Source organism: Rhizobium sp. 01N48 (assembly GCF_056399145.1).
Genome location: NZ_JBFTQT010000003.1, coordinates 146,635 through 167,685 on the forward strand (window position 1 = coordinate 146,635; position 21,051 = coordinate 167,685).

Below are 21,051 nucleotides of genomic sequence, written 5' to 3' on the forward strand. Positions count from 1 at the left end.
CCGGAGACGACTGGGAGGTCGGCACCGGGCAAGAGGCAGGGTTATTGGCTATCACCCTGCGGGGAAAACTGGTTTCGGCTTAATCCTGGCGGAGCCGGTGAAGCGAATTGCGGCCGCGATTGCGCGCGGACCGCGTCAGCTGATCCGACGGATCCTCGAAGAAGGTCGAGGCCAGGAAGGCCGCGTCGAGATCGGCCCGCGAAAGGCCGATATCCTTCAGCTGGTTGTCGTCGAGCTCGTGCAGCGCGTTGATCTCCATACGATTGCGGAACACGCGCAGTACGGATGCCAGCGTTGCGAAACCGGCGACGAGACGCTGCGAATAGGTCTTGATCGCGGGGTTGCAGTCGAGTTCTAATATCCGGTCTGTCGTGCGCATGGGATGATCCTTTCATGGGCGCGCAACAACCCGCCCTTTCCGCGCGATCGGGCACGGAGAGGCAAGTTGGTTTTCGAGCGGACAGGCCGATTTGCCTGGCCATCACTTTGATTGATTTGCAGCCACAAGATGCCAAACGGCTATTGATCAGTCCAACGAATGTTTCTAATGATTATCATCAGAGATGTTTATAGGTGAGAACCATGGCCGCGCCTCTTGATATTGACCAGCTGCAGACCTTCATCGCCATCATCGATTCCGGCAGCTTCACCAAGGCCGCCGACCGGGTCTACAAGACGCAATCCGCCGTTTCGATGCAGATGCGCCGCCTCGAGGAGCGGATCGGCAAACAGCTGTTCATCAAGGACGGCCGCGGCAACCGGCTGACCGTCGAGGGCGAGAAGCTGCTCAACTATGCCCGCCGCATCATCCGCCTCAACAACGAAGCGATCGCAGCCTTCGACGACAACCGGCTCGAGGGCACGCTGAGGATCGGCACACCTGACGACTATGCCGAACGCTACATGCCGGAGATCATCGGCCGCTTCGCCAAGACGCATCCGAACGTCGAGCTCTATATCGTCTGCGAGCCGTCGGTCGATCTGGCCGAGCGCATGCACAGGGGCGAACTCGACATTGCGCTGGTGACGCATAATCCGCGCGTGCGCATGTCGGACGTGGTCAGGACCGAACCGCTCTGCTGGGTCGGTTCGGCCAACCATCCGATCCGCGACGATGCGCCGGTGCCGCTCGCCGTCGGGCGCCGCGACTGCCCGTGGAGACAGACCGCCATAGCCGCGCTCGACGCGGGCGGGCGCGAACATCAGATTCTGTTCACCAGCTGGTCTTGCACCGTCATCGCGGCGGCGGTTCTCTCCGGACTTGCCGTTTCGACCATGCCGGAATCGGCGCTGCGCACGGGCATGAAGGTGCTGACTCAGGCGGACGGCTTCCCGGCGCTCCCCCCGGTGCAGATCGGCATCATGAAGCGGCCGGGCGTTTCGATCTCGCTGATGAACGCGATCACCGCGCACATCACCGCCTGCCTCGACARCATCACGCCTGCCGTGGTGGAGGACAATCTCGACGCCGAGGTGAAAGGCACTTACGTGCGCGCGCAGCCGCGCCTGAAGGTCGCGAACACGGTGACCAGCTGGTAATTGGGATCAGCCGGCGACCAGCTCCGTCGGCATGGATGTGAAGAAGGACCTGCGCACGAGCGACTTGCATTCCTGCAGGATGCGGGCGGCGAAGCACGGGTCGCTCGTCACCGCGAGCCTGACCGACGAACCGATCAGGTGGCTGAAGAGATAGGTGCGCGCCTCGCTATCGACATTGCTGAGTTCGGGCGCGATGCGCTGGGCCGTTTCGCGAAAGATCCGGGCGATGCGGCTGTTGTGTTCCACATTGAGCTGCGAGAGGTCCTGATCGGTCTCGGTACCAAGCCAGATGCCAAGGCTCGCGGCATCATTGCGGTAGTCCTCATAATGCCAGTCGATTGTGGCTTCGAGCACATCGAGCGCTTCCGGCACGGATTGCACCGACGCGAAGGCGTCCGCGACCCTGGCGCGGATGGCCAGCGAGTGGCGGTCGAACAGCGCTTTGACGATCGCCGCCTTCTCGGGGAAATACTGGTAGACCGAGCCGATCGGCACATTGGCGGCGACCGCGAGTTCGGTCATGCGCATGGCGCCGACACCCTTGGCCGCAATCAGCTCCGAGGCGGCGGACAAGATCAGGTCCAGCCTTTGAATACTGCGTTCCTGTTTCGGCTTCCTACGGAGGCCAATGCGATCGAAGCTCCCGACGTTCATGTCGTTCCCCATCCCTCTTATTCGCAGACCGGACATTGCCCAAAACCGGCCCTTTCGGCCGATATGACATGCAGGCCTTCATGAGGCGTAAACGAGAAAGCTTGTATTCTAACGATCGGCAAAAGCTCAACCAAACCGGGGTGATAAGCCCTGATTTGGTCGGTTCCGGAGGGTAAATTTACGCCACTTTCGGGCCGAACACTGGCCGCGACACGCTGCTAGCCGTGTCGCTTATAGAAAACCGGCCGCATGGCTGATTCGTGGAGAGAGATGATGATTCCCGACCGCTCAGCCGTTCGGGAACATTATCCAGACGGCAAGCCAGACCCACATGACGCCGAGCACAAGATAGCCGGCGGCAAAGAGCGGGCTGCGGTAGCGCAGGTTGTTGCTGGTAACGTGGACGAAGGCGTGGACATAGCGCAAGGCGACGAAGATCCACGCGAGCACGAGCGCGATCAGATTGTCGGCTTCGGTCATGTAGAGAAGGATGCAGCAGGCGTAGAACAGCACCGGCAGCTCGTATTGGTTCGCCAGGCTGTTCTTGACGATCAGGCTTTCGGTCGGCTCGCCGCGGTTTTCGCGATAGTCGGATGCATGCACCTTGCCCGACTTAAGCATCTTCTGGCGACGGTAGCCGAGCAGCATGTAGAGCATGTAGACCAGCGCCGCATGGGCGATGATGGGCCAGAACATCTCATAGCCTGTCATTCCAGTCATACGCTCGTCTCCTTTGCCAGTTTTCTTTTGGTGTCAGAGCTTTAGAGCAAACGAACCGGCGTTTCCAGTGTCGGTTGGGCCAGCGACGTCAGCGATCCGTCGGCGGCACGATGCGGTAGACGAGGAAGCGCAGGATGACGATGACGCAGACGGTCAGGCTCGCGAATTTGAGGCTCGACGCCCAGGGCAGCAATGCCGTCGCGAAGCTCCACTCGGCGTCGCCGGCGAAGAGGTTGTCGGTCAGGATGTTCTCGGCATAGTCGGAAAAGCCGTAGAGGAAGGGCAGCGCATAGATCGCAGCGATCATCAAGGGATGCATCGGGCGATTGAAGTAGCGGCCGGCGGGGCGCAGCTTGGCGAGAACGGTAAAGAGGAATGCCGTCAGTACGAACGGCAGGATGAGATCAGGCCCGCGATGCATGGCGACAAGCAAGTCGCGCGCTTCCGGCTTTCGCTCGAGCAAGCCGCGCATGGCGTCGATATCGCTCGCATCATAGCGACCCAGCCGCGCTTCGAGCATCGCGGCGTGGGTCATATCCTGAAACGGCAGGACATAGCCCAGGAGCATCCAGATGAAGACACCCAGGGAGATGGCCGCGAGCAGCGCGACGACCGAGGTCGGAATACGGCTGCTCGCGTCGTTCATCAGGCGCCGGAACCCGGGTAGTTCGGGCTTTCGCGGGTGATGGTGACGTCGTGCGGATGGCTTTCACGCAGACCGGCGCCGGAGATGCGCACGAAGGTGGCGCGTTCCTGGAAGTCCTTGAGGTCCTTGCCGCCGACATAACCCATGGCAGCCTTCAGGCCGCCGGCGAGCTGATGCAGGACGCCGGAGACCGGGCCCTTGTAGGGTACCTGGCCTTCGATACCCTCGGGAACGAGCTTGAGGGTGTCGCGCACTTCCGCCTGGAAGTAGCGGTCCGCCGAGCCGCGGGCCATGGCGCCAACGGAGCCCATGCCGCGATAGGCTTTGAAGGAGCGACCCTGGTAGAGGTAGACTTCGCCCGGGCTTTCGTCGGTGCCAGCCAGCAGCGAGCCGATCATGACGGCGGATGCGCCGGATGCGATCGCCTTGGCGACGTCGCCGGAGAACTTGATGCCGCCATCGGCGATGACGGGGACATCCTGGGCGCGAGCCGCTTCGACCGCCGACATGATAGCCGCAAGCTGCGGAACGCCGACGCCGGCGACAATGCGGGTGGTGCAGATCGAGCCCGGGCCGATACCGACCTTGACGGCATCAGCACCTGCATCGATCAGCGCCTTGGTGCCATCCGACGTGGCGACGTTGCCGGCCATGACGCGAACGGAGTTGGAGAGCTTCTTGACGCGCGCGACGGCGTTCAGAACGCCCTGCGAGTGGCCATGGGCAGTATCGACGACGAGCAGGTCGACGCCGGCCTCGATCAGGCGCTCGGCGCGTTCGAAGCCATCGTCACCGACGCCGACTGCGGCAGCGGCGCGAAGGCGGCCCTGCGCATCCTTGGAGGCGTTCGGATTGAGCTGCGACTTCTCGATGTCCTTGACGGTGATGAGACCGACGCAACGGCCTTCGCCATCGATCACCAGCAGCTTTTCGATGCGGTGAGCGTGCAGCAGACGCTTGGCTTCCTGCTGGTCGACGGTTTCCTTGACTGTGACGAGGCCCTCGCGGGTCATCAGCTCATAGATCTTCTGGGCCGGATCGGAGGCGAAGCGGACGTCGCGGTTGGTGAGGATGCCGACGAGGCGGCCGGACTTTTCAACAACCGGGATGCCGGAGATGCTGTGGATCTTCATCAGCGCCAGCGCATCGGCGAGCGTCGCATCCGGGCCGATCGTGACAGGGTTGACGACCATGCCGCTTTCGAACTTCTTGACCTGGCGGACCTGCTCGGCCTGCTCGATCGGGGTCAGGTTCTTGTGAATGACGCCGAGGCCGCCGGCCTGCGCCATGGCGATCGCCAGACGGCTTTCGGTGACCGTGTCCATGGCAGACGAGATGATCGGAATATTGAGTTCGAAATCGGTGGCAATGCGCGTCGCGACGCTGGTCTGGCCCGGAAGGACGTCGGAGTGACCGGGCTGCAGCAGCACGTCATCGAAGGTGAGTGCGTCTAAACCGGTCGGCGTTTCAATGATGCGAGCCATGGCCAATTCCTTATAAAAGAAAAATGCACCCTCACCCGGAACGTCTTATCCGCACCGGCGATGTGTAAGGTTGCTTTGGAAGTTGGCGAGGGCTGGTACCACGTCTATGGCGTTAAGGGAATAGTAAAAAATGTGGCCGGCCGTGGGTGGCGTCGGGATGGCGAAGGCGTTGTAGAGACGCTCGCTATAAACCGGATGCCACCGGTTAAAAGCCGGCTTTCTTTCAGCGCACCCCGTTTCCCGTCCTCATCGCTGTGCTCGTCACAGGGATCCAGCGCGCTCAAGTCATTGAACAAAATAGACTCTTCTCGCCGCGCCGACGCGCATCGGCTGGTTTCCTGTGACAAGCACAGGAATGAGGGTGGAGAGGAGAAGCGATCGCGAATACGACCCAAGCCTGTCCCAAAAACACGACAAGCCCGGCGCGGCGGCCGGGCTTGGTATGGCTGCCATGCAGCAGGATCAGAGGTCGAACTGGTAGGTTTTGGGAACGAAGCGGTAGCCGCTTTCGTAAACTTCCGCATAGCCGACGGCCGGGAACGGCATGTGGTAGCCGAGGAACGGGACCTTGTCGGCTGCGATCATGTCGAACACCTTCTTGCGGGTGGCGGCTGCCTGGGCCTTGTCCATGTCGAAGCGGACTTCCCAGGTCGGGTTCTGCAGCGACAGGATATAGTGGTTGGCGGTATCGCCGGTGGCGACCAGGCGCTTTCCATCCGACTCGATGTTGAAGATCATGTGGCCGGGGGTGTGGCCGGGGGCCAGCATGGCGGTGATGCCGGAGGCGATCGTATCGCCCTCGCCGATGAAGGTCATCTTTTCGGCAAGCGGAGCGACATTGGCGAGCACCGCCTTGTGGCCGCCTTCGGCCGGCGTTCCCTCGCGGGCCTTGTCGGTCCAGAAATCGTACTCGGTCTTGCCGGCGACATAGCGGGCTTTGGCGAAGGCCGGCTTGCCGCCTTCCATCAGGCCGCCGATGTGATCGCCATGCAGATGGGTGAGCGCAACGATGGTGATGTCGTCGGTCGAATAGCCGGAAGCCTTGAGGCCGGCGGCGAGTTGTCCATTGCCCTTGGCGCGGCCGCTTTCGCCGAAGCCGGTATCGACAAGGATCACGTCAGAGCCGGTATCAACCACGAAGGGCGCGAAGGTGTTGACGAACTTGTCCGTCGGCAGGAAGTTCTTGGCGAGCAGCGCCTGAACGGTTTCCGGCGTCTGGTTGGTGCCGAAAGTTTCATTTGGCTTTTCGCCAACCACGCCACCGTCCTTCACGACTGTGAACTTGAAGGAGCCGAGCTTGAACTGATTGAACTGGGGCTGCGTCGTCGCATCCATCTTGGTGTTATCTCCGGTTGCGGCCATCACGGCCGTCTCTTTCAAAATCATCGGCGCGGCCAGCAGGCCAACGCCTGCCGCTACAAACGCGCGCCTGTTCATCCCCATCGAAATCGCCATGTTCCATCCTTTGTAATAACGCACGGCGCATTGGCGCGCCGCCCCCGTCGTCATCGCGGATCACCGTTTATCGCAATCCGCTGAAACGAACATATGTCAATTCCGCGCGTTGAAATCCCTGAACCATCCGTCTCACGCAGACGTGATGCATTCGTATTTCCTAAGATGAATGCGCACTTGGCAGACGCCGGTGCGAGGACTAAAGAGCAATGGCTTTCCAAGCCGCCTTTGCTAGACCCCCAAGGCTTTCGCGCATGAACCGCATCGTTCCCCTGATCCTTGCCGTCGCGCTCTTCATGGAGCAGATGGATTCCACCGTCATCTCGACCGCGCTGCCGGCGATCGCCAACGACCTGCATGTCGGGCCGATCACGCTGAAGCTGGCGCTGACATCCTATATGGTGTCGCTCGCCGTCTTCATCCCGATCAGCGGCTGGATGGCGGACCGGTTCGGTGCCAAGCGCATCTTCCGCCTCGCCATCTGCGTTTTCGTCGTCGGCTCTATCTTCTGCGCGATCTCGTCCGGCCTTATCGAATTCGTCGTCGCCCGCTTCCTGCAGGGCATGGGCGGAGCGATGATGACGCCTGTCGGCCGCTTGGTGCTGTTGCGCACCACCAAGCGCAGCGATCTGGTCTCGGCGATGGCGCTGCTGACTATCCCCGCGCTGGTCGGGCCGCTCGCGGGACCGCCGCTCGGCGGCTTCATCACCACCTATTTCACCTGGCACTGGATCTTCCTGATCAACGTGCCCGTCGGCATCATCGGCGTGTGGCTGGCAACGATCTTCCTGCCGGAGGTCGAGGCGACGGCGCCGCCGAAACTCGACATCACCGGGTTTGTGCTGACCTCGTTTGCCGCAGCCGGCGTGGTCTTCGGCCTCTCCGTCGTCAGCCTGCCGGCGCTGCCGCCGATCATCGGCATCGCGGCGACCGCGATCGGCGTCGTCTGCGGCGCGCTTTATGTGCGGCATGCGAGACAGCACCCGGCGCCGATTCTCAATCTGCAGCTCTTCAAGAACCCGACCTTCCGGGCATCGACGACGGGGGGCACGCTATTTCGCATCTGCATCGGCGCCATGCCGTTTCTGACGCCGCTGATGCTGCAGCTCGGTTTCGGGCTGACGCCGTTCCAATCCGGCCTCATCACATTCGCCGGCGCGATCGGCGCGATCACCACGAAGTTCATGGCCAAGCGGGTGTTCGCGGCCGTGGGCTTCCGCTCGACGCTGCTGACGGCGGCGGGCGTGACCACGCTGGTGACTGTCACGACCGGCTTCTTCACGCCGACCACGCCGCATCTCGTCATCATTCTCGTGCTTCTGATCGGCGGCTTCTCGCGCTCCTTCTTCTTTACCGGCGTCAACGCGCTCGCCTATGCCGATATCGACGACGCGCAGGCGAGCCAGGCGACCTCGATGAGCTCCGTGATGCAGCAGATCAGCCTGGCGCTTGGCGTGGCCGTGGCCGCGGCGATCCTCGAGACCTCGATCTTCATTCGCGGCGAAGCGCTGCAGGTGGTGGACTTCCACATTGCCTTCTACGTGATCGCGGTTATGACCGTGGTCGCGACCATCCCCTTCATCCGCATGGACAAGCATGCCGGCGCGCTGGTTTCCGGCCATCGCGTCAAGCCGCTGGCGCCAAGCGTGATGGAAGCCGAACAGCAGGCGGTAAAGTAAGCAGCCGTCTTTACTCGGCGGCCGGCTCGGGCGCCTCGCAGACGGCGCTCAGCTTGTTGCCATCGGGATCGCGCACGTAAGCCGCATAGAAATTGGCGTGGAAGGGGCGCAGACCCGGCTCGCCCTCGCTGACGCCGCCGGCTGATATCGCGGCGCGATAGAAGGCATCGACATCCGCCCTGGTCTCGGCCGCGAGCGCAATCATCGTGCCATTGCCATCCGATGCGCGGCGGCGATTGAAGGGGGTGACGATCCACAGCCGGCAGCGGATATCGCCATCGGCGGCGTAGCCGATTTCTTCTTCGGAATAGCGCTGGCGGCGGTAGCCCAGCACGGGGAGCACGACATCATAGAAATGCCGGGCCTGGTCGATGTCGTTGGTTCCGAGCGTGACGTAAAGCAGCATTGATATCCGCGGTCATTCCGGTCTTGGGCGTGTCATACTCCACCCGGAATGCGCCCGAAATCAAGCCTCCGTTTCGTCGGCGGCAGCTTTGCGTCCCTTGAAGCCCTTGGCGAGCAGGAACATCTCGACGGATTCGGCGCGCGAGGAGGCCGGCTTGACGTGGACGACCTGCTTGAAATTCTGCTTCAGCAGATTGAGCAGGTCCTTTTCCGTGCCGCCTTGGAAGGTCTTGGCCAGGAAGTGGCCGCCCTCGCCCAGAACCTCGATCGCGAAATGCGCGGCCACTTCGCACAGATGCATGGTGCGCAGATGGTCCGTTCTGTGGTGGCCCGTGGTCGGCGCCGCCATGTCGGAGATGACGAGATCGGGCGTGCCGCCAACGGCTTCCATCAGCTGGTCGGGCGCCGTCGGATCGAGGAAGTCGAGCTGCAGGATCTTGACGCCGGGGAGCTGCGCCATCTCCAGGAAGTCGATGGCCGCGACGCGGATGTCCTCATCCGTCGAGCCGGTGACCTTGGCGGCGATCTGCGACCAGCTGCCCGGTGCGGCACCCAGATCGATGATGCGGCGCGCGCCCTTCAGGATGCCGTGCTTCTCGTCGATCTCCAAAAGCTTGAAGGCGGCGCGGGCGCGGTAACCCTCAAGCTGGGCGCGCTGCACATAGGGATCGTTGATATGGCGCTGCAGCCACTGGCGCGAGGACGCCTTCATCTTCTTGTTCTTGACGCGCTGGCCGAGCTTGCGGCCGGTGCGGTTGCCCGCAATGGTTGGCTTGGTCATAGCTGATCCCCTATTTGCCGCACTTACTTGCCGCGCTGGCCGCGGCGGTGGCGATGGCGCCGCCAGACGCCGTCATCCGCCATCATGTCGGTGAGAAGGCCTTCCCTCAAGCCACGATCGGCAACGCGCATGCGCGGGCTCGGCCAACGGCGGCGAATGGCCTCGAGAATAGCGCAGCCTGCCAGCACCAGATCAGCGCGATCGGGCCCGATGCAGGGATTGGCGGCGCGGCTGGCGAAATCCCACGAAAGAAGCTTGGCCTGCATGGCCGAGACCTCATCATCCGACAGCCAGATGCCATCGACCTTGCGCCTATCGTAGCGCGGCAGATCGAGATGGACGCCGGCAAGCGTGGTGACCGTGCCCGAGGTGCCGATCAGGTGAAAATCGCCGAGGTCGCCATCGATCACAGGGCAATCGAAGCCGGAGAGCATGCCCTCGACCTCAAGCACCATGCCTTCGAAAACATCGGGCGTGACATCGCGGCCGCCATGGCGCTCCGAGAGCGTAACGACGCCGACGGGCAGCGAGGTCCAGTGGGTGATGTGATTGGCGAGCCGGCTGAAGCGGCTGTCGCCGATGCGGATGACCGCGATCTCAGACGAGCCGCCGCCGATATCGAAGAGCACGACGGAGCGCGTCTCGCGCCCGACCAGTGAGGAGCAGCCGGAGACGGCGAGCCGCGCCTCGGTCTCGCGATCGATGATCTCAAGTTCGAGCCCGGTTTCAGCAACGACGCGCTGAAGGAACTCCTCGCCATTGCTTGCCTGGCGGCAGGCTTCGGTGGCGATCAGCCGCATGCGGCGGATCTCGCGGTTCTTCAGCTTGCCGGCGCAGACGCGCAGCGCATCGACGGCGCGGTCCATGGCATCGTCGGACAAACGCCCGCTCGCAGCCAGCCCCTCGCCGAGACGCACGATGCGCGAGAAGGCATCGACGACGCGGAACTGGCCCGGACGGGTCGGCTGCGCGATCAGCAGGCGGCAATTGTTGGTGCCGAGGTCGAGCGCTGCGTAGAGCTCATCCGGCCAGGGATGGGCGGAAGCCGGCCGTTCGCCGCGCTCCTGATGATGACGCTGGACACGATTGTCGTTTTCGCGACGCGCTTCCTGCGCGGGACCACGGCCGACATTCGGCTGATTCGCAGGCGCTTGCGTGGGCTGATGGCCTGATGGTTTTGTCTGCGCCAGCGGCCGGCCCTGCAGGCCACGCTTGCCGCGATGCTTTCGCCGCCCGCGCTTTCCCGAAGCCGCGTCGCCATCATGCGCTAGCGCGCGATTGGCAGACGCGACCTGATCACCCTGTTGCTGCTGTCTTGGAGCACCCTCGCCCGACGCACCGGAACCGCGACGGCGGCGCTTACGCTTGCGGGCCGATGTCTCGGCCGCAATGTCCGTTGGACGTGCATCCATTGGGCGCGCTGCCTCGCCGGCGATGCCGGAGGGGGCATGCGAAGCGGCCTGAGCTGCATTGCGGGATTGCCCGCCACGCTTGCCCTTGCGGCGCCTGGACTTCTTGCCATCCTTGCGCGCTGCCGCCGACGCCCCGTCAGATTGCGACTTAAAGCCGCCTTCGGGGTCTTCCACGTTGTTTTTCCACCGCGCCGCGCAAGTCCTGAAGGATGAACTCCTGGAGGTATGCTGCTGGCGCTCGTTCGATTTTGCGTTGGCGCGAAGATACCAGCGCTCGGCCAAAACGACAAATTCTTTTTCCCAACCCTCAAGAATCCGCCTTTTGCAACACTCCACAGCACCGCTCAAATTTTTTTCAAACAGCTATTTGCATTCCGCGATGATTTGGTTATAAGCGCCGCACAGCAGCCAAGCACGCTTCGGCAGCGACTGCTGGGGAATAGTTCAATGGTAGAACGACGGACTCTGACTCCGTTAATCTTGGTTCGAGTCCAGGTTCCCCAGCCAAATTTTCTTAAGCGAAAACAATCACTTAGAAGCTGGGTAGCCTGAAGTTGCATGTTGCAGCCGTGTTGCAAGGCAATGCGACGTGGTACAAAGCAATTTCAATGGGTTGCGCGGATTTCACCAATCATTACAAACGGCTACTAGGCAATTTACTGCGACATGGTTGCGACATGGGCGGCATGTCTTGATCTGTCGGTATGGGGCGATTCTTGGCCGATGATTTTTGGGAAACAGATGCTGGCCGCTTCATCAGCCGCGCTAAGTGCTTCTTGGAGGCCGCCGGCGTCTTGGACGACAAGATGGCCGACGGCAGGAGTGGCATGCTCTTCACGCCGACGCTGCACATGGTGGGCCACGGCGTCGAGCTCCTGCTCAAAGGGTGCCTTCTCCATAACGGCATGTCCAAGGTTCAGGTGATTGGTTTCGGCCACCGCATTAACGACATGTGGTCGACACCCGGTGCCGAACGCCTGCGGCTTGGGGCTCGGCACAATTCCATAATTTCTCACGAGTACGCCTTAACCTGCGGTCGCTTTCCGGACGCCGCGCGGATAACCGATCCAGTTGCGACCTTTGAGGAGTACCTTTGCGCGCTGGGCAGATTGCATGCGGAGCCGCGTCAATATCCGATCAGGTACCCTACAGATGATGAGCGCGTTGCACCGCGCACTCCGCTCCTGGTGGCGGCACTGTGGCGCACGGCAGATGACTACGTGAAGCGGCCTGACGAATTTCTGGTCAGGTAAGGTAGCAACTGCTTCCGTTTTGGAAGTAGTTCCTCAGGTACGATCCGGAGAGCGCGCCAGTAGGTGCAATTTCTGCACACAGTGCCTGATCGGCAAGGCTTCCATGTACGATCCGGGCCGGATTAGCGTCTTGGCACAGACGGACTGGGTGTGCGTAGTTTTGCGCGGACCCACTATATCAACCGGCCACCTAAAGTCTTTCGGAAACAATAAGTTATTCGGAATTTCAGGATAACTCCGGCCACCCCACATGTCAAAGGAACGGTACTGACGAATACCGAAGCCCGTGGCGATTTCTGATGTAGTTGCAACGAACATAGCTTGCTCCCGAATTTCGGGGAGCAAGGCGTCAATGTCTTTGAGAAGGTGATCATGTCGCTCCCACGGGTCGCTGTCATCTGACATCAACCACATGAATTAGTTAACAAATTTCGTCCAAGTCGACGAGGATACTCGAATTCAGTTTGTAAGGATTCCTTACCAACTGCCACGAAACAAAAATGCCCTCCGGATGGTGAGACCGGAGGGCGCTCTGTGGTGGGCTCGGCGATAGGGCGCCCGCCGTGCTTGCGGCGTCACGGCGGGCTGGCTGGCGCAGGGCAACGCCAGCAGGAAAGATGGACCGGACGACGGCGTCTAGTCGCCACCGCCGCCCGGCAGAGCCAGTGTATCAAGCACCGGCTCTCCCCCGCGGGGGGTTCAATTCGTGTGTGTCTTGTAAAGCAATTTGCCTTGGACGGTGCGAAATGGCCGATCACGGTCGAAGGTGACAATCTTGTAAATCTCGCGGCCCATTGCCGAGCGGCTGCGCTCAAGGATGATGGCCGGTGTGACGCCCCAAGCGACAAGCTCGCCGATATGGAAGCGGAAGGTAGCGGTGTAGATCTTTATCTCTCGTCTGCCGACGAGACTTCTCGGCAATGAAATTCTGTCGATGTGCACCTGGGCGGCTGGCATTTCGGTAGCTCCTCGTTGCGTGTGCATTTGTTAGCATTTGTATATCGAATGATTTCATAGCGGTCAACAACGTTTTGCGGTAAAATGTTCGCAAATTACGAACCTGAGGGACAGACATGGCGAAGACTGCCGCTATCGGCATCCGCGTCGAGCCGGAATTGAATGAAGCTGTAAAGGCCGCCGCAAAAAGCGAGCGCCGTTCGGTGGCGTCTTATATTGAGAACTTGATTGCCGAAGACCTTGAGAAAAAAGGCTTGCTGCCGAAAAGCGGCACGGGCGCATACAATGGATAAGGTGAGAATTCCATGTATGTTTTCCTGAACATAGCAGGCGCATTTGAGATCTTTTTCGGGATCTGCGTAGTGGCTCTAGGTCCCACCATTATTCATCAGACTTTCGGGGCAGTTCTCTTTGGGTTCGGCATTCTGACGCTGGGCACGGCTGCCATCGTCGACAGGCTAGAGCGCCTTCATCGGGAATAATGAGCGCAATTTTGCGCTCATTCCTTTATAGCCTCACCGGTGCGCCGGATCTGATGATCTAGCTGCCCGAAAATCTTGGCACGACCTTTTTATGGTAGTGGTCAAAATACTGATCAAAGAAATCAGACCTCCACGTTTCCCGCCACTTAGGATCCGCACCTTCGCGGACACCGCCGCCCCAAGGTGCCATGCGCCAACCGAACGCGACGGGCGCGCTTGGGTCGACGAAAGTCTCGCCAGGCGCAGACGGACGCGTCTCAAGCCTCACCGAAGCGTAATCATGGCAAACAAAATGGCCATTGTAGATGCCGAAGTTTTCGCGCTTGTCGGTATCAAAGCATGCCGGCAAGAACATGGGCCAACGCTTCCGCGGGATTGGAGTGGTTTTGCCCATTATCAAAATGTCCGCGACAGCATCAAATGCAATGCAGGGCGCGAACCACCGAACGAGGCCCGCCGACTGGGCATTGACCTTTTGCCAGTTATCCCACTCCTTGGCATTCGTGCCAGCGATTGGCCAATGCAGACGTTTGGCTACAAGATTCGGGAACATATCTGATCCGAACACTTCACGGCCGCCACCGGTCCCAATGGGAACGTTGAAGACGTCGAGCACGCGGCCCGACGCCAACAGTTCCTTGATGTCTGTCACAGCTTTCTCCGCTTTTGCGCATCTTTGACGGTAGACACCACCGTGCCAGGAATATCCGCCTTCAATCGAGCAAGCTGCTGCTCAACGCGTGCCAGCCCGGCGCCATCCGCTCCCCGGGCGTCGATGACCGGAGCGAAATGCACGGTCACATTGGACCCGCCGCCTTTAGTTAGAGCGGGAAGCCGCATGTTCGGAATGACCTGCGAGCCACGCGGTAGGTTGACGAGCTCTGGACCTTTTTCTCCCACCATAGCGAGACCGCCAGGCGCAAAATCTGTGCCCTTTGCAAAGCCGGGAATAGATCCGGTGTAGGCCGTCGAACCGGCCCCAAGGTCGAACCCCTTGTTGCCACCGAACAGGCCCAGGAGGCCGGACAGGAAACCGCCGCCACCCGATGTCGCGCCATTGACCTTGAAGATGCTATCAAGCACATCATCAATCAGGCTGTCGCCGATACGCTTCAAGCTGTTGACAGCCACATCACCAAGCGATTTCCAGACGTTCTCTCCATCCGCAAGCGCGGAAAAAAGATCGTCCAGACCGGCGCGTGTGAGATCCTGATAAAGAGCCGCCTGTTGGGATGCCTTTTCCCTGGCTTCCTCTTCCTGCGCGATAGCTGCGGTCAGCGAAACAATCTGCGCGCGCTCAGCATCTGTGGCCTTTGCACCTGCCATTCGGAGAGCTGCCGAAGCGCGCTTCTGCTCGTCCGAAGCACCGACCAGCCGCAGCTCTTCTTGAAGGTCTGAAATGAGATCCACGACCGCTTGCCGCTCGTGGTCGACCGCAGCTGCCCGCGCCTTACTGCCCTCGGCTGCTTTGTAACTCGAGCCCTGATCCTCGAACGCTTGGTTCAGACGCTGCTCGATCAACTTGCCGCGAAGGATATCAGCAGCGGACGGCAGGCGGCCGGTTGTGGGCGTTGTGGTGTTGCTGGGTGGCTGCCTAGGGCCGATCGGCAGCTTTGTGTTTACAAGCGCTCCCATGGCGGCGCCAGCGTTGCCGGCGTCTACCGCACCTCGCCACTTAGCGTATTGATTTGTGAATTCGCCCATCGCATCTGCGGCAGCAACGATTGCTGACTTCAGGTTTACACTCACCGTGGTCGCAATGAGATTGAACTGGCGATCGACTTCCGCAGCCTTCTTGATGAGCTTCTCGTCCATGACGATGCCAAGATCGTTGGCGGCTTTGATATTCTTGCGTAAGCCGGCCTCGCCATCAGTGAGAAACTTGACGAATTCCTCGCCGCCTTGCCCTCCGAACAGCTCGTCGAAGATACGCGTTTGCGCCGCCCGATCCAGTTGCTGGACGCGTCCGACCAGCTCGACGAGCAGGTCGGAAGGTTCCTTGATTTTTTGCTTCAACTCGCCGACCGAATAGCCGAGGCGATTGAACGATTCGGCAGCCGAACCAGACTTTCCGCTAGATGCGACGAATTCGTCGGTCCGCAGCGATAGTTCTTTGAGCCCGTCCTGCAAGGCATCAACTGGAATGCGCACTTGGTCAGCCGCAAACTTCAGCTCCTGGAACGCTTTCACCGACACGCCGGCGATTCGAGCTCGGTCACCGACTTCTGCAACGCTAGCGGACAGCTCGCGGAATCCGGCGACGATCCCCGTGATGCCTCCGGCTGCAATGCCGCCAAGGCCAAGCTTGCCGAGAAGACCGCCGGCGGCCGAGGCTGCAGCTCCAACCCGATCGCGCATTGACACCGCGCCGCTTTCGATCTGCTTGAAGGATTTCGTCGCGCTCGCACTGGCGCGCGCCATACGCTTCTCGAAATCATTGACGCGCGCCTCGAGGAGAACGACAAGCCTCTCTTGATCTGCCATCTATTTTTTGCCTTTCACGGCTTTGGAAATAGCCCTGCTGATGCGCGACTTCACTTTCTTGCGGTTCAGGCGGTAGCCTGGCCAGAAGAACGGTTGCGCAGCACTTCCGGGGTGTTTTGTGCCAGGGAATTGACCCGCGTTGATGTGGGGTGCTGTGCCGAACTCAATGAGATGGGCGTATCGCACGAGTGTATCGCCTGCCGTCACCGCAACAGCGTTTTCCGGCACGACCTTCGATCCGCCAGGCTGGCTATGGGCTGGGGTCCGTTCGCCGGCCGGTGTGACAACGATGCTATCCTTTAGCCAACCGTCATCCTCGGGGGCGAGACGCTTCATGTCAGCTGCCATGTCCTCGGCACCCTTCAACAGCGCGGGTTGGACCTCTCGCTTCATTTGCCTGGGAATGGCGGCGAGCCGTCGCTGTAGGCTCGCCAGTCCGTTGTCAGCCATCGGCAGGATCGTCGGTGAACGACGCCTCTTCGTCGGTCGCGCCAAACAGGCAGGCGGCGAGAATCGCCATCGCTAGCGGCGCGTACGTGCCGACACCTTTCGCAACGATCGCCTCGTCGAGGAATGTCGGCTTAGGGGGGCGAATTGCGTCGATGGTGTTTCGCATGGCGTAAAACTGCGGGATATCATCTGCCGCCGGGCGGGTGCCAGTGGCAAACTTAATCACCTTGCGGATATCATCGTCTCGCCAGCCACCGGCCGAAATGATCTTGAACAGGTTCAACGCCGATCCGTGCAGAGCTTCGAAAAATCGCAGGTCTTCGCGGTGGATCTGGCAAACGTAGGATTTGCCGCCGATTTGGGCGGTCACTGATTTGTGCACTGAATTTTTCCTTGGGATAGAGGCGCTGCGCTCTGGACGCGCGGTGGGCAGCAGGCTTTCCATCTACAGATGAAAAAGCTTGTCGCCGGTCTCGTTGGATTTGTCGTCGGTCTACTGCTGTTCGCAGTTGGACGCGAACTGTGGTTGGCGCTTCACGAGCGACCGGCGGGTATGGTTGTGAACAACGCCATAACGGCGGTCGGCCAGCTTGGCTGGGTCGATACTACGCTGGTGACGGGCTTGGCGGCGGTAACCGCTGCCTATTTCAGTATCGATGCAGTCCGTCGCCAAATGGCTCAAGTTGATAGGATTGAAGAAGACAAGAAAGATGCGAGACATGCGGCCGCAAGGGCAATGCTCTCCCTTTCGCTGAGTTCTCTGTGCGACTACGCGACGAAATGCGCGAGGATCACGTATGACCTTACCTTCAAATACAACGGCCTTGACCTCTCTCTCGAAGCAGTAATTCCTGAATATCCGCCACTGCCCGATGGCGCATTGGCCGTCATCAGAGAGATGATTGAAGTTGTCGACGCCAAAGATCGGAAGGCGTTCTCCAAGCTTGTCTCGACGGTGCAGGTGCACGCATCCCGAATAAATGGGATGAGGGAGGACTACCTTAGTGGTCACCATCGCCCTAATCTGATTGAGGTTGACCAGTATGTTTATGATGCGGCGGAAATCTACGCACGGGCCAGCGCTCTCTTCCGGTACGCGCGATGGACTGACGAAGATATCCAATCGAACATTGACCAGGGGAAAATCGATCTTGCATTTCACCTCATGGGACTGGGCGGGTTTGAGCGCCTAAGCCAGGAGCGGCGGACACAATGGCTAAGCTAGTGTTTTCGGGCCAGCTGATTGTAGATAGCCACAGCATCAGGCAGCACCGCCCAGTTGACGGTTAGCCTTGGATGCCAGCAGCAAGGGGGTATAAGAGGCAGAGATAGCGCGCCCGCTTGGTCAAGCAGGTCATGTAGCCGCCAGTGTTCTGCCCACCCGCCGCCGCTTACCGGCGCACCGGCAATGTAGGCTCGGAACGCGGAAGCAATGGCGGGCGTAACCTTAAACTCGGCTCGCTCGATGCGGCGATTTTCACGGCGTCTAACGGGCATAGCGACGCCTCCATGGTTCGCCGAATTCCGCTAGGGCCCAAGGATCGGCCTCGCCAGCGCCTGGTTGCTCTAGGAAGGCTTCACCCAGCCGTAACCAGGCGGCGCGAGCGTCGTCTATTGACGTCCGTCCGTAGCTGTCAACCTGGACACCGATGGCGGCTAGTTCGTCGAAGAAATCGAATCCGCTGCAAAAGACGAAGTACCAGTTGTCGAGCCCTTCAGTTGACCGCCGTTTGCTGGCGCGTCTCCGGACTGGCATCAGCGCCGGTTCCCATAGTCGGCCGTGCGAGGCGCGCGTGGCGCTTCTGGACTGTCCACGCCATCAAGCGCAAGCTCACGCAGAAGCCTGGCAAAGCTAATGCGGCTGTCGCGCTCAATTGCGATCTCTGGTCGGGCTTTTGGCTGGCCGAATCTGTCGTTGTAGGTCATCCCCTCGGCGTCGATGACGGTTCGGGCTGCTACTGCGCGATCCCAAGACTCGGCCGCCAAGACCAGCAATTTATGGTGGTGTTCGTCGAGTTCGAAGTCGGAAAGAACCGATTTCACCCATTTCTGGGTGCTGATTTCTAGGTGTTTTGGCGCCTTGAGCGCCGCAGATCCCTTGGCAGCCAAGGCGTCCTCCAGATTTTTATTTCATTCGGGGCATGCGCCGTGTGCAGAGTGGGACCCCGCCGGTCCGGGCTCGAGTGGCCTTTGGACTTTTGATGGCCCCCGGTCCCCGTCAGAGGTGGGCAGCGTCTTCCCACGAGGTAGCCCGACGGACGTTGACCGCCTTGCTGCGACCGTCGTTGCCTTGGATCCGCTCGAACTCAAACCGATCGCCGACATAGGGCGGCTCATGATCTGGCATGGACCGGATATGAATGAAGTCGTCGCCGCGCGACGAAGCATCATCGCCCCGAATAAAACCAAACCCGCGATCGTCATTCCATTTAATAATTCTGCCTACTGGCATCGTGGATCCTCCAAAGATAGGGAAGCCGCCCGATGGGGCTCAACGGGCGGCTATGCTCATGGCGCATGACAGTAAGGAGCGTGGCGGGCTGTCATGCGCCTGCGGCCGAAGCTGGCCGTCTCAACTACCCGCCGGATTGGATTAGGCTGCTACGAACGTACCGGTGACGAGGCTCTCCGGACGGTAGACCGCAAGCGCCAAGCGGCTTTCGATACGAGCCGTTGCCATGTTCTTCTCGAAGTCGTCGGTGTTCTCGGTCGAGATCTCGAAGGTGACCTGCTGTCGGTCGAAGACCTGGGCAGCGGTAGCGAGTGCACCGACAAGGAACTGGCCGGCAGGCATCGCTGTAGTGTCAACGATGTCGAGGCGCCATACACGTTCAGGGCCACCGTTGACTGGATCGCTGATGATGTAGCGGCCCTCTTCGTCCTTCGTCAGGTCGAGCGCCTCCAGGTCGTCGGGATGAAGCACGATGCCGGTCGCCCGGTATTCGGCTCGACGAACCTGCAGGATGGCGTGCCGGATGGTATCGATCCGTGTGTCACCTGCCTTGCGCAGCGCGTTGTCGAAAGCAGTAGCCTGAGGAACAAGTCCCGCGATATTCTGGCCCGTACCGGAGCCGAAGAGGAGCTGGTTCTCCTCCTTGATCTGCAGGCCGATGGTGCCACGAAGATCAAGGTAGCTGATGAGGCCAGGCGCGTCATCGAGCATCTGCTTGGAGATCTTGAAGAGATGCGCGATCGTCCGGACTGGTGCCGACTTCAAGTCGAACGTAAGATCCGAATACGGCTTGGCGGTCGTTTCCGCCACGGGCGCCGCATTGTTGGTGTAACCGGTTTCCTGCACGTACTCGATGCTGCCCGCCGTGGTCTGGCCGGGGGCAATCAGGTCGCGCACGGTGAGCGCGCGGTCGGGCTTGGTGACGATGCCTGGCAGACGCATGGACGGTACAAGCGAGGTGCTCGGAGAGCGACCCGTGCCGACCGTCGTGTTTGCGGTGGTGATTGCAGCCGCTTCGACGAACGCTCGACCACGATTTGCGCCGCCGTTCAGGTTCTTGAACGCAGGCGAGTTGACAAGCGAAGCTGCGAGGCTTTCGCCGGCAGCCACGTTGTCGTTGTCACCCTCTGGCATGCGAGCGATGCGCTTTTCGAGATCGCCGATGCGTGTGCTGAGGTCGGCTGCGGTTTCGGTGAATTTGTCACCGACTTCACGGATGGATTCTGCAAGATTGGTCATGTTCAATCCTTGAAATAAGAGGGGTTTTCCGCCCGGACACGTGCGCGCCGTGCGTTGTCTTCTGCCAGTTCGTCGGCGAGGACATGTTCTGTCGCAGCCACGGCTGCGCGGAACTCCGATGAGCTCTCGGCTAGCTTCTCGGCTAAGTGAGCGCGCTCCGCCGGAGCGGCGTAATGGCAGTCCCAAACGTGCTGCCTAGCGCCTGCGCCGTGGGTAGAGAGCGCCGCGGGGTCGTCGTCGATTGCGGATGCCGCCTTGGCGGCGCGCTCGATGAGCGTATCGATGTCAGTCATGCTGATCTCATGAGTTGGTTTAGTGCAGCGGCAGCATCTGCTTGCTCGGGTGTCATCCCGCGTAGCTCGGCTGCAATGGCAGCAAGGGCTTCTCCGGAAATGATCCGGGCGGGCGATGCGTTTGCTAGTGATGGGGGCTCGCCGAACAGAAGGTGCCTGCCGTCGACGGTGACAGAGACACCTGCAGGCGCTTGGCGAACCATGAGGTGGCGGATTGCTACGGGCGGTCCAAAAAGAACCGCCGACATGAACTCATCAAAGCGGTGGCCATCTGCGTCTTCGAGCGGGCCGAATGTACGATTAGTCTCCGCTGCCGAAGAAATGCCTCGCTCGCCTAGTAGGGCGATCAGGAAGCTGGTGATCTCCGGCTCGGCCATGTCGATTGGGTGCCCCTTGGCATCGCCTGGGCTTGAGACCGTGCCGGCCTCCTGTAGTTTGCTGAGGACCGCCTGCACGCGCCCAACTTTTGCGTTGAGGCGGCGGGCGAATATGTGGACGATTTCGTAACGACGCACGACGCCTCCTGATTTCTAAAGTTGCGATGGTCGGGTGAAAAAATCAGCGGCGCGCAGCTTGGGTGCCCGTGCTGCGCGCTCTGCCGATCAACCGCGCCATGGGGACGCGGGATGGTGTTTGCCGTGTCGGTACATCCGCGACTCCGGCAAA

The 21,051-nt window shown here is 60.7% G+C and carries 24 protein-coding genes and 1 tRNA gene; 6 read left to right on the forward strand and 19 right to left on the reverse strand.

The features are described from left to right. Window positions 1–79: 79 nt before the first annotated feature. Entirely contained in the window at window positions 80–379 is a 300-nt protein-coding gene (locus AC1DOG_RS07095) for a DUF1127 domain-containing protein (protein ID WP_477927197.1), read from the reverse strand. A gap of 203 nt (window positions 380–582) precedes the next feature. Between AC1DOG_RS07095 and AC1DOG_RS07100 the strand changes: the two genes are divergently transcribed. Continuing rightward, window positions 583–1,539, forward strand: coding sequence for a LysR substrate-binding domain-containing protein (locus AC1DOG_RS07100; RefSeq protein WP_477927198.1), 957 nt, complete (start codon window positions 583–585; stop codon window positions 1,537–1,539). Window positions 1,540–1,545: 6 nt separating this feature from the next. Here the strand turns inward: AC1DOG_RS07100 and AC1DOG_RS07105 are convergent, their stop codons facing one another. The 5 genes from AC1DOG_RS07105 to AC1DOG_RS07125 form a co-directional block, all read right to left on the reverse strand. Next, the gene (locus tag AC1DOG_RS07105; protein ID WP_477927199.1) at window positions 1,546–2,193 is read right to left on the reverse strand and encodes a TetR/AcrR family transcriptional regulator; all 648 of its coding nucleotides are present in this window, start codon (window positions 2,191–2,193) and stop codon (window positions 1,546–1,548) included. A 288-nt stretch (window positions 2,194–2,481) separates the two neighbouring features. Then, window positions 2,482–2,904 carry an MAPEG family protein gene (locus AC1DOG_RS07110; RefSeq protein ID WP_112944618.1) on the reverse strand — a complete coding sequence of 141 codons (423 nt, stop codon included), beginning with the start codon at window positions 2,902–2,904 and terminating at the stop codon, window positions 2,482–2,484. A 97-nt stretch (window positions 2,905–3,001) separates the two neighbouring features. Next, on the reverse strand, window positions 3,002–3,559 hold the full coding sequence (locus AC1DOG_RS07115) for a hypothetical protein (protein ID WP_477927200.1): 558 nt from the start codon (window positions 3,557–3,559) through the stop codon (window positions 3,002–3,004). After that, on the reverse strand, window positions 3,559–5,043 hold the full coding sequence (gene guaB / locus AC1DOG_RS07120) for an IMP dehydrogenase (protein ID WP_018898529.1): 1,485 nt from the start codon (window positions 5,041–5,043) through the stop codon (window positions 3,559–3,561). Before guaB ends, AC1DOG_RS07115 begins: the two co-directional genes overlap by 1 nt. Before the next feature lie 462 nt (window positions 5,044–5,505). After that, window positions 5,506–6,498, reverse strand: coding sequence for an MBL fold metallo-hydrolase (locus tag AC1DOG_RS07125; protein ID WP_477927201.1), 993 nt, complete (start codon window positions 6,496–6,498; stop codon window positions 5,506–5,508). Window positions 6,499–6,752: 254 nt separating this feature from the next. Here AC1DOG_RS07125 and AC1DOG_RS07130 point away from each other — a divergent pair, with 254 nt between their 5' ends. Continuing rightward, window positions 6,753–8,177, forward strand: coding sequence for an MFS transporter (locus AC1DOG_RS07130; protein WP_477927202.1), 1,425 nt, complete (start codon window positions 6,753–6,755; stop codon window positions 8,175–8,177). Between the two features lie 10 nt (window positions 8,178–8,187). On the opposite strand, the gene AC1DOG_RS07135 is transcribed toward AC1DOG_RS07130, so the two are convergent. From AC1DOG_RS07135 to AC1DOG_RS07145, 3 genes are read right to left on the reverse strand one after another with little or no spacing between them, the layout of a single operon-like run. Then, window positions 8,188–8,583 (reverse strand): VOC family protein, encoded by a 396-nt coding sequence (locus AC1DOG_RS07135; RefSeq protein ID WP_113199298.1) that lies wholly within the window; start codon window positions 8,581–8,583, stop codon window positions 8,188–8,190. Window positions 8,584–8,643: 60 nt separating this feature from the next. Further along, window positions 8,644–9,363, reverse strand: a complete 720-nt coding sequence (locus tag AC1DOG_RS07140) for an RlmE family RNA methyltransferase (protein WP_113199297.1) — start codon at window positions 9,361–9,363, stop codon at window positions 8,644–8,646. Between the two features lie 23 nt (window positions 9,364–9,386). Continuing rightward, entirely contained in the window at window positions 9,387–10,949 is a 1,563-nt protein-coding gene (locus AC1DOG_RS07145) for a Ppx/GppA phosphatase family protein (protein ID WP_477927203.1), read from the reverse strand. A gap of 259 nt (window positions 10,950–11,208) precedes the next feature. On the opposite strand from AC1DOG_RS07145, the gene AC1DOG_RS07150 reads away from it, so the two are divergent. Both AC1DOG_RS07150 and AC1DOG_RS07155 read left to right on the forward strand, forming a co-directional pair. Further along, a tRNA-Gln gene (locus tag AC1DOG_RS07150) sits at window positions 11,209–11,282 on the forward strand. Window positions 11,283–11,491: 209 nt separating this feature from the next. Next, on the forward strand, window positions 11,492–12,028 hold the full coding sequence (locus tag AC1DOG_RS07155; RefSeq protein ID WP_477927204.1) for a hypothetical protein: 537 nt from the start codon (window positions 11,492–11,494) through the stop codon (window positions 12,026–12,028). A 699-nt stretch (window positions 12,029–12,727) separates the two neighbouring features. On the opposite strand, the gene AC1DOG_RS07160 is transcribed toward AC1DOG_RS07155, so the two are convergent. Next, on the reverse strand, window positions 12,728–12,985 hold the full coding sequence (locus tag AC1DOG_RS07160; protein ID WP_477927205.1) for a hypothetical protein: 258 nt from the start codon (window positions 12,983–12,985) through the stop codon (window positions 12,728–12,730). A gap of 116 nt (window positions 12,986–13,101) precedes the next feature. Here AC1DOG_RS07160 and AC1DOG_RS07165 point away from each other — a divergent pair, with 116 nt between their 5' ends. Beyond that, window positions 13,102–13,278 carry a hypothetical protein gene (locus tag AC1DOG_RS07165; protein ID WP_477927206.1) on the forward strand — a complete coding sequence of 59 codons (177 nt, stop codon included), beginning with the start codon at window positions 13,102–13,104 and terminating at the stop codon, window positions 13,276–13,278. Window positions 13,279–13,525: 247 nt separating this feature from the next. Here the strand turns inward: AC1DOG_RS07165 and AC1DOG_RS07170 are convergent, their stop codons facing one another. From AC1DOG_RS07170 to AC1DOG_RS07185, 4 genes are read right to left on the reverse strand one after another with little or no spacing between them, the layout of a single operon-like run. Then, on the reverse strand, window positions 13,526–14,119 hold the full coding sequence (locus AC1DOG_RS07170; RefSeq protein WP_477927207.1) for a hypothetical protein: 594 nt from the start codon (window positions 14,117–14,119) through the stop codon (window positions 13,526–13,528). Next, a complete protein-coding gene (locus AC1DOG_RS07175) occupies window positions 14,116–15,951 on the reverse strand; it encodes a hypothetical protein (protein WP_477927208.1) in 1,836 nt (611 codons plus the stop codon). The genes AC1DOG_RS07170 and AC1DOG_RS07175 overlap by 4 nt, the downstream gene beginning before the upstream one ends. Continuing rightward, window positions 15,952–16,401 (reverse strand): HK97-gp10 family putative phage morphogenesis protein, encoded by a 450-nt coding sequence (locus AC1DOG_RS07180; protein ID WP_477927209.1) that lies wholly within the window; start codon window positions 16,399–16,401, stop codon window positions 15,952–15,954. Continuing rightward, window positions 16,394–16,783, reverse strand: a complete 390-nt coding sequence (locus AC1DOG_RS07185; RefSeq protein WP_477927210.1) for a hypothetical protein — start codon at window positions 16,781–16,783, stop codon at window positions 16,394–16,396. The genes AC1DOG_RS07180 and AC1DOG_RS07185 overlap by 8 nt, the downstream gene beginning before the upstream one ends. Window positions 16,784–16,852: 69 nt before the next feature. Between AC1DOG_RS07185 and AC1DOG_RS07190 the strand changes: the two genes are divergently transcribed. Beyond that, on the forward strand, window positions 16,853–17,626 hold the full coding sequence (locus AC1DOG_RS07190; RefSeq protein ID WP_477927211.1) for a hypothetical protein: 774 nt from the start codon (window positions 16,853–16,855) through the stop codon (window positions 17,624–17,626). Window positions 17,627–18,156: 530 nt separating this feature from the next. On the opposite strand, the gene AC1DOG_RS07195 is transcribed toward AC1DOG_RS07190, so the two are convergent. The 5 genes from AC1DOG_RS07195 to AC1DOG_RS07215 form a co-directional block, all read right to left on the reverse strand. Continuing rightward, on the reverse strand, window positions 18,157–18,510 hold the full coding sequence (locus AC1DOG_RS07195) for a P27 family phage terminase small subunit (RefSeq protein WP_477927212.1): 354 nt from the start codon (window positions 18,508–18,510) through the stop codon (window positions 18,157–18,159). A gap of 109 nt (window positions 18,511–18,619) precedes the next feature. Continuing rightward, window positions 18,620–18,853: a cold-shock protein gene (locus AC1DOG_RS07200; RefSeq protein ID WP_477927213.1), complete on the reverse strand. Its 234-nt coding sequence runs from the start codon at window positions 18,851–18,853 to the stop codon at window positions 18,620–18,622. A gap of 141 nt (window positions 18,854–18,994) precedes the next feature. Then, window positions 18,995–20,092 (reverse strand): phage major capsid protein, encoded by a 1,098-nt coding sequence (locus AC1DOG_RS07205; RefSeq protein ID WP_477927214.1) that lies wholly within the window; start codon window positions 20,090–20,092, stop codon window positions 18,995–18,997. Between the two features lie 2 nt (window positions 20,093–20,094). Further along, window positions 20,095–20,385: a hypothetical protein gene (locus AC1DOG_RS07210; protein WP_477927215.1), complete on the reverse strand. Its 291-nt coding sequence runs from the start codon at window positions 20,383–20,385 to the stop codon at window positions 20,095–20,097. Then, entirely contained in the window at window positions 20,382–20,900 is a 519-nt protein-coding gene (locus AC1DOG_RS07215) for a hypothetical protein (RefSeq protein WP_477927216.1), read from the reverse strand. The genes AC1DOG_RS07210 and AC1DOG_RS07215 overlap by 4 nt, the downstream gene beginning before the upstream one ends. Window positions 20,901–21,051 lie beyond the last annotated feature (151 nt).

Bases quoted from the DNA above. Each gene is read 5' to 3' on its own strand.
- AC1DOG_RS07210 (WP_477927215.1), bottom strand. From the start codon at position 20,385: ATGACTGACATCGATACGCTCATCGAGCGCGCCGCCAAGGCGGCATCC.
- AC1DOG_RS07110 (WP_112944618.1), bottom strand. From the start codon at position 2,904: ATGACAGGCTATGAGATGTTCTGGCCCATCATCGCCCATGCGGCGCTG.
- AC1DOG_RS07095 (WP_477927197.1), bottom strand. From the start codon at position 379: ATGCGCACGACAGACCGGATATTAGAACTCGACTGCAACCCCGCGATC.
- AC1DOG_RS07200 (WP_477927213.1), bottom strand. From the start codon at position 18,853: ATGCCAGTAGGCAGAATTATTAAATGGAATGACGATCGCGGGTTTGGT.
- AC1DOG_RS07125 (WP_477927201.1), bottom strand. From the start codon at position 6,498: ATGGCGATTTCGATGGGGATGAACAGGCGCGCGTTTGTAGCGGCAGGC.
- AC1DOG_RS07175 (WP_477927208.1), bottom strand. From the start codon at position 15,951: ATGGCAGATCAAGAGAGGCTTGTCGTTCTCCTCGAGGCGCGCGTCAAT.
- AC1DOG_RS07205 (WP_477927214.1), bottom strand. From the start codon at position 20,092: ATGACCAATCTTGCAGAATCCATCCGTGAAGTCGGTGACAAATTCACC.
- AC1DOG_RS07105 (WP_477927199.1), bottom strand. From the start codon at position 2,193: ATGAACGTCGGGAGCTTCGATCGCATTGGCCTCCGTAGGAAGCCGAAA.
- AC1DOG_RS07165 (WP_477927206.1), top strand. From the start codon at position 13,102: ATGGCGAAGACTGCCGCTATCGGCATCCGCGTCGAGCCGGAATTGAAT.
- guaB (WP_018898529.1), bottom strand. From the start codon at position 5,043: ATGGCTCGCATCATTGAAACGCCGACCGGTTTAGACGCACTCACCTTC.
- AC1DOG_RS07190 (WP_477927211.1), top strand. From the start codon at position 16,853: ATGAAAAAGCTTGTCGCCGGTCTCGTTGGATTTGTCGTCGGTCTACTG.
- AC1DOG_RS07140 (WP_113199297.1), bottom strand. From the start codon at position 9,363: ATGACCAAGCCAACCATTGCGGGCAACCGCACCGGCCGCAAGCTCGGC.
- AC1DOG_RS07130 (WP_477927202.1), top strand. From the start codon at position 6,753: ATGAACCGCATCGTTCCCCTGATCCTTGCCGTCGCGCTCTTCATGGAG.
- AC1DOG_RS07180 (WP_477927209.1), bottom strand. From the start codon at position 16,401: ATGGCTGACAACGGACTGGCGAGCCTACAGCGACGGCTCGCCGCCATT.
- AC1DOG_RS07115 (WP_477927200.1), bottom strand. From the start codon at position 3,559: ATGAACGACGCGAGCAGCCGTATTCCGACCTCGGTCGTCGCGCTGCTC.
- AC1DOG_RS07160 (WP_477927205.1), bottom strand. From the start codon at position 12,985: ATGCCAGCCGCCCAGGTGCACATCGACAGAATTTCATTGCCGAGAAGT.
- AC1DOG_RS07135 (WP_113199298.1), bottom strand. From the start codon at position 8,583: ATGCTGCTTTACGTCACGCTCGGAACCAACGACATCGACCAGGCCCGG.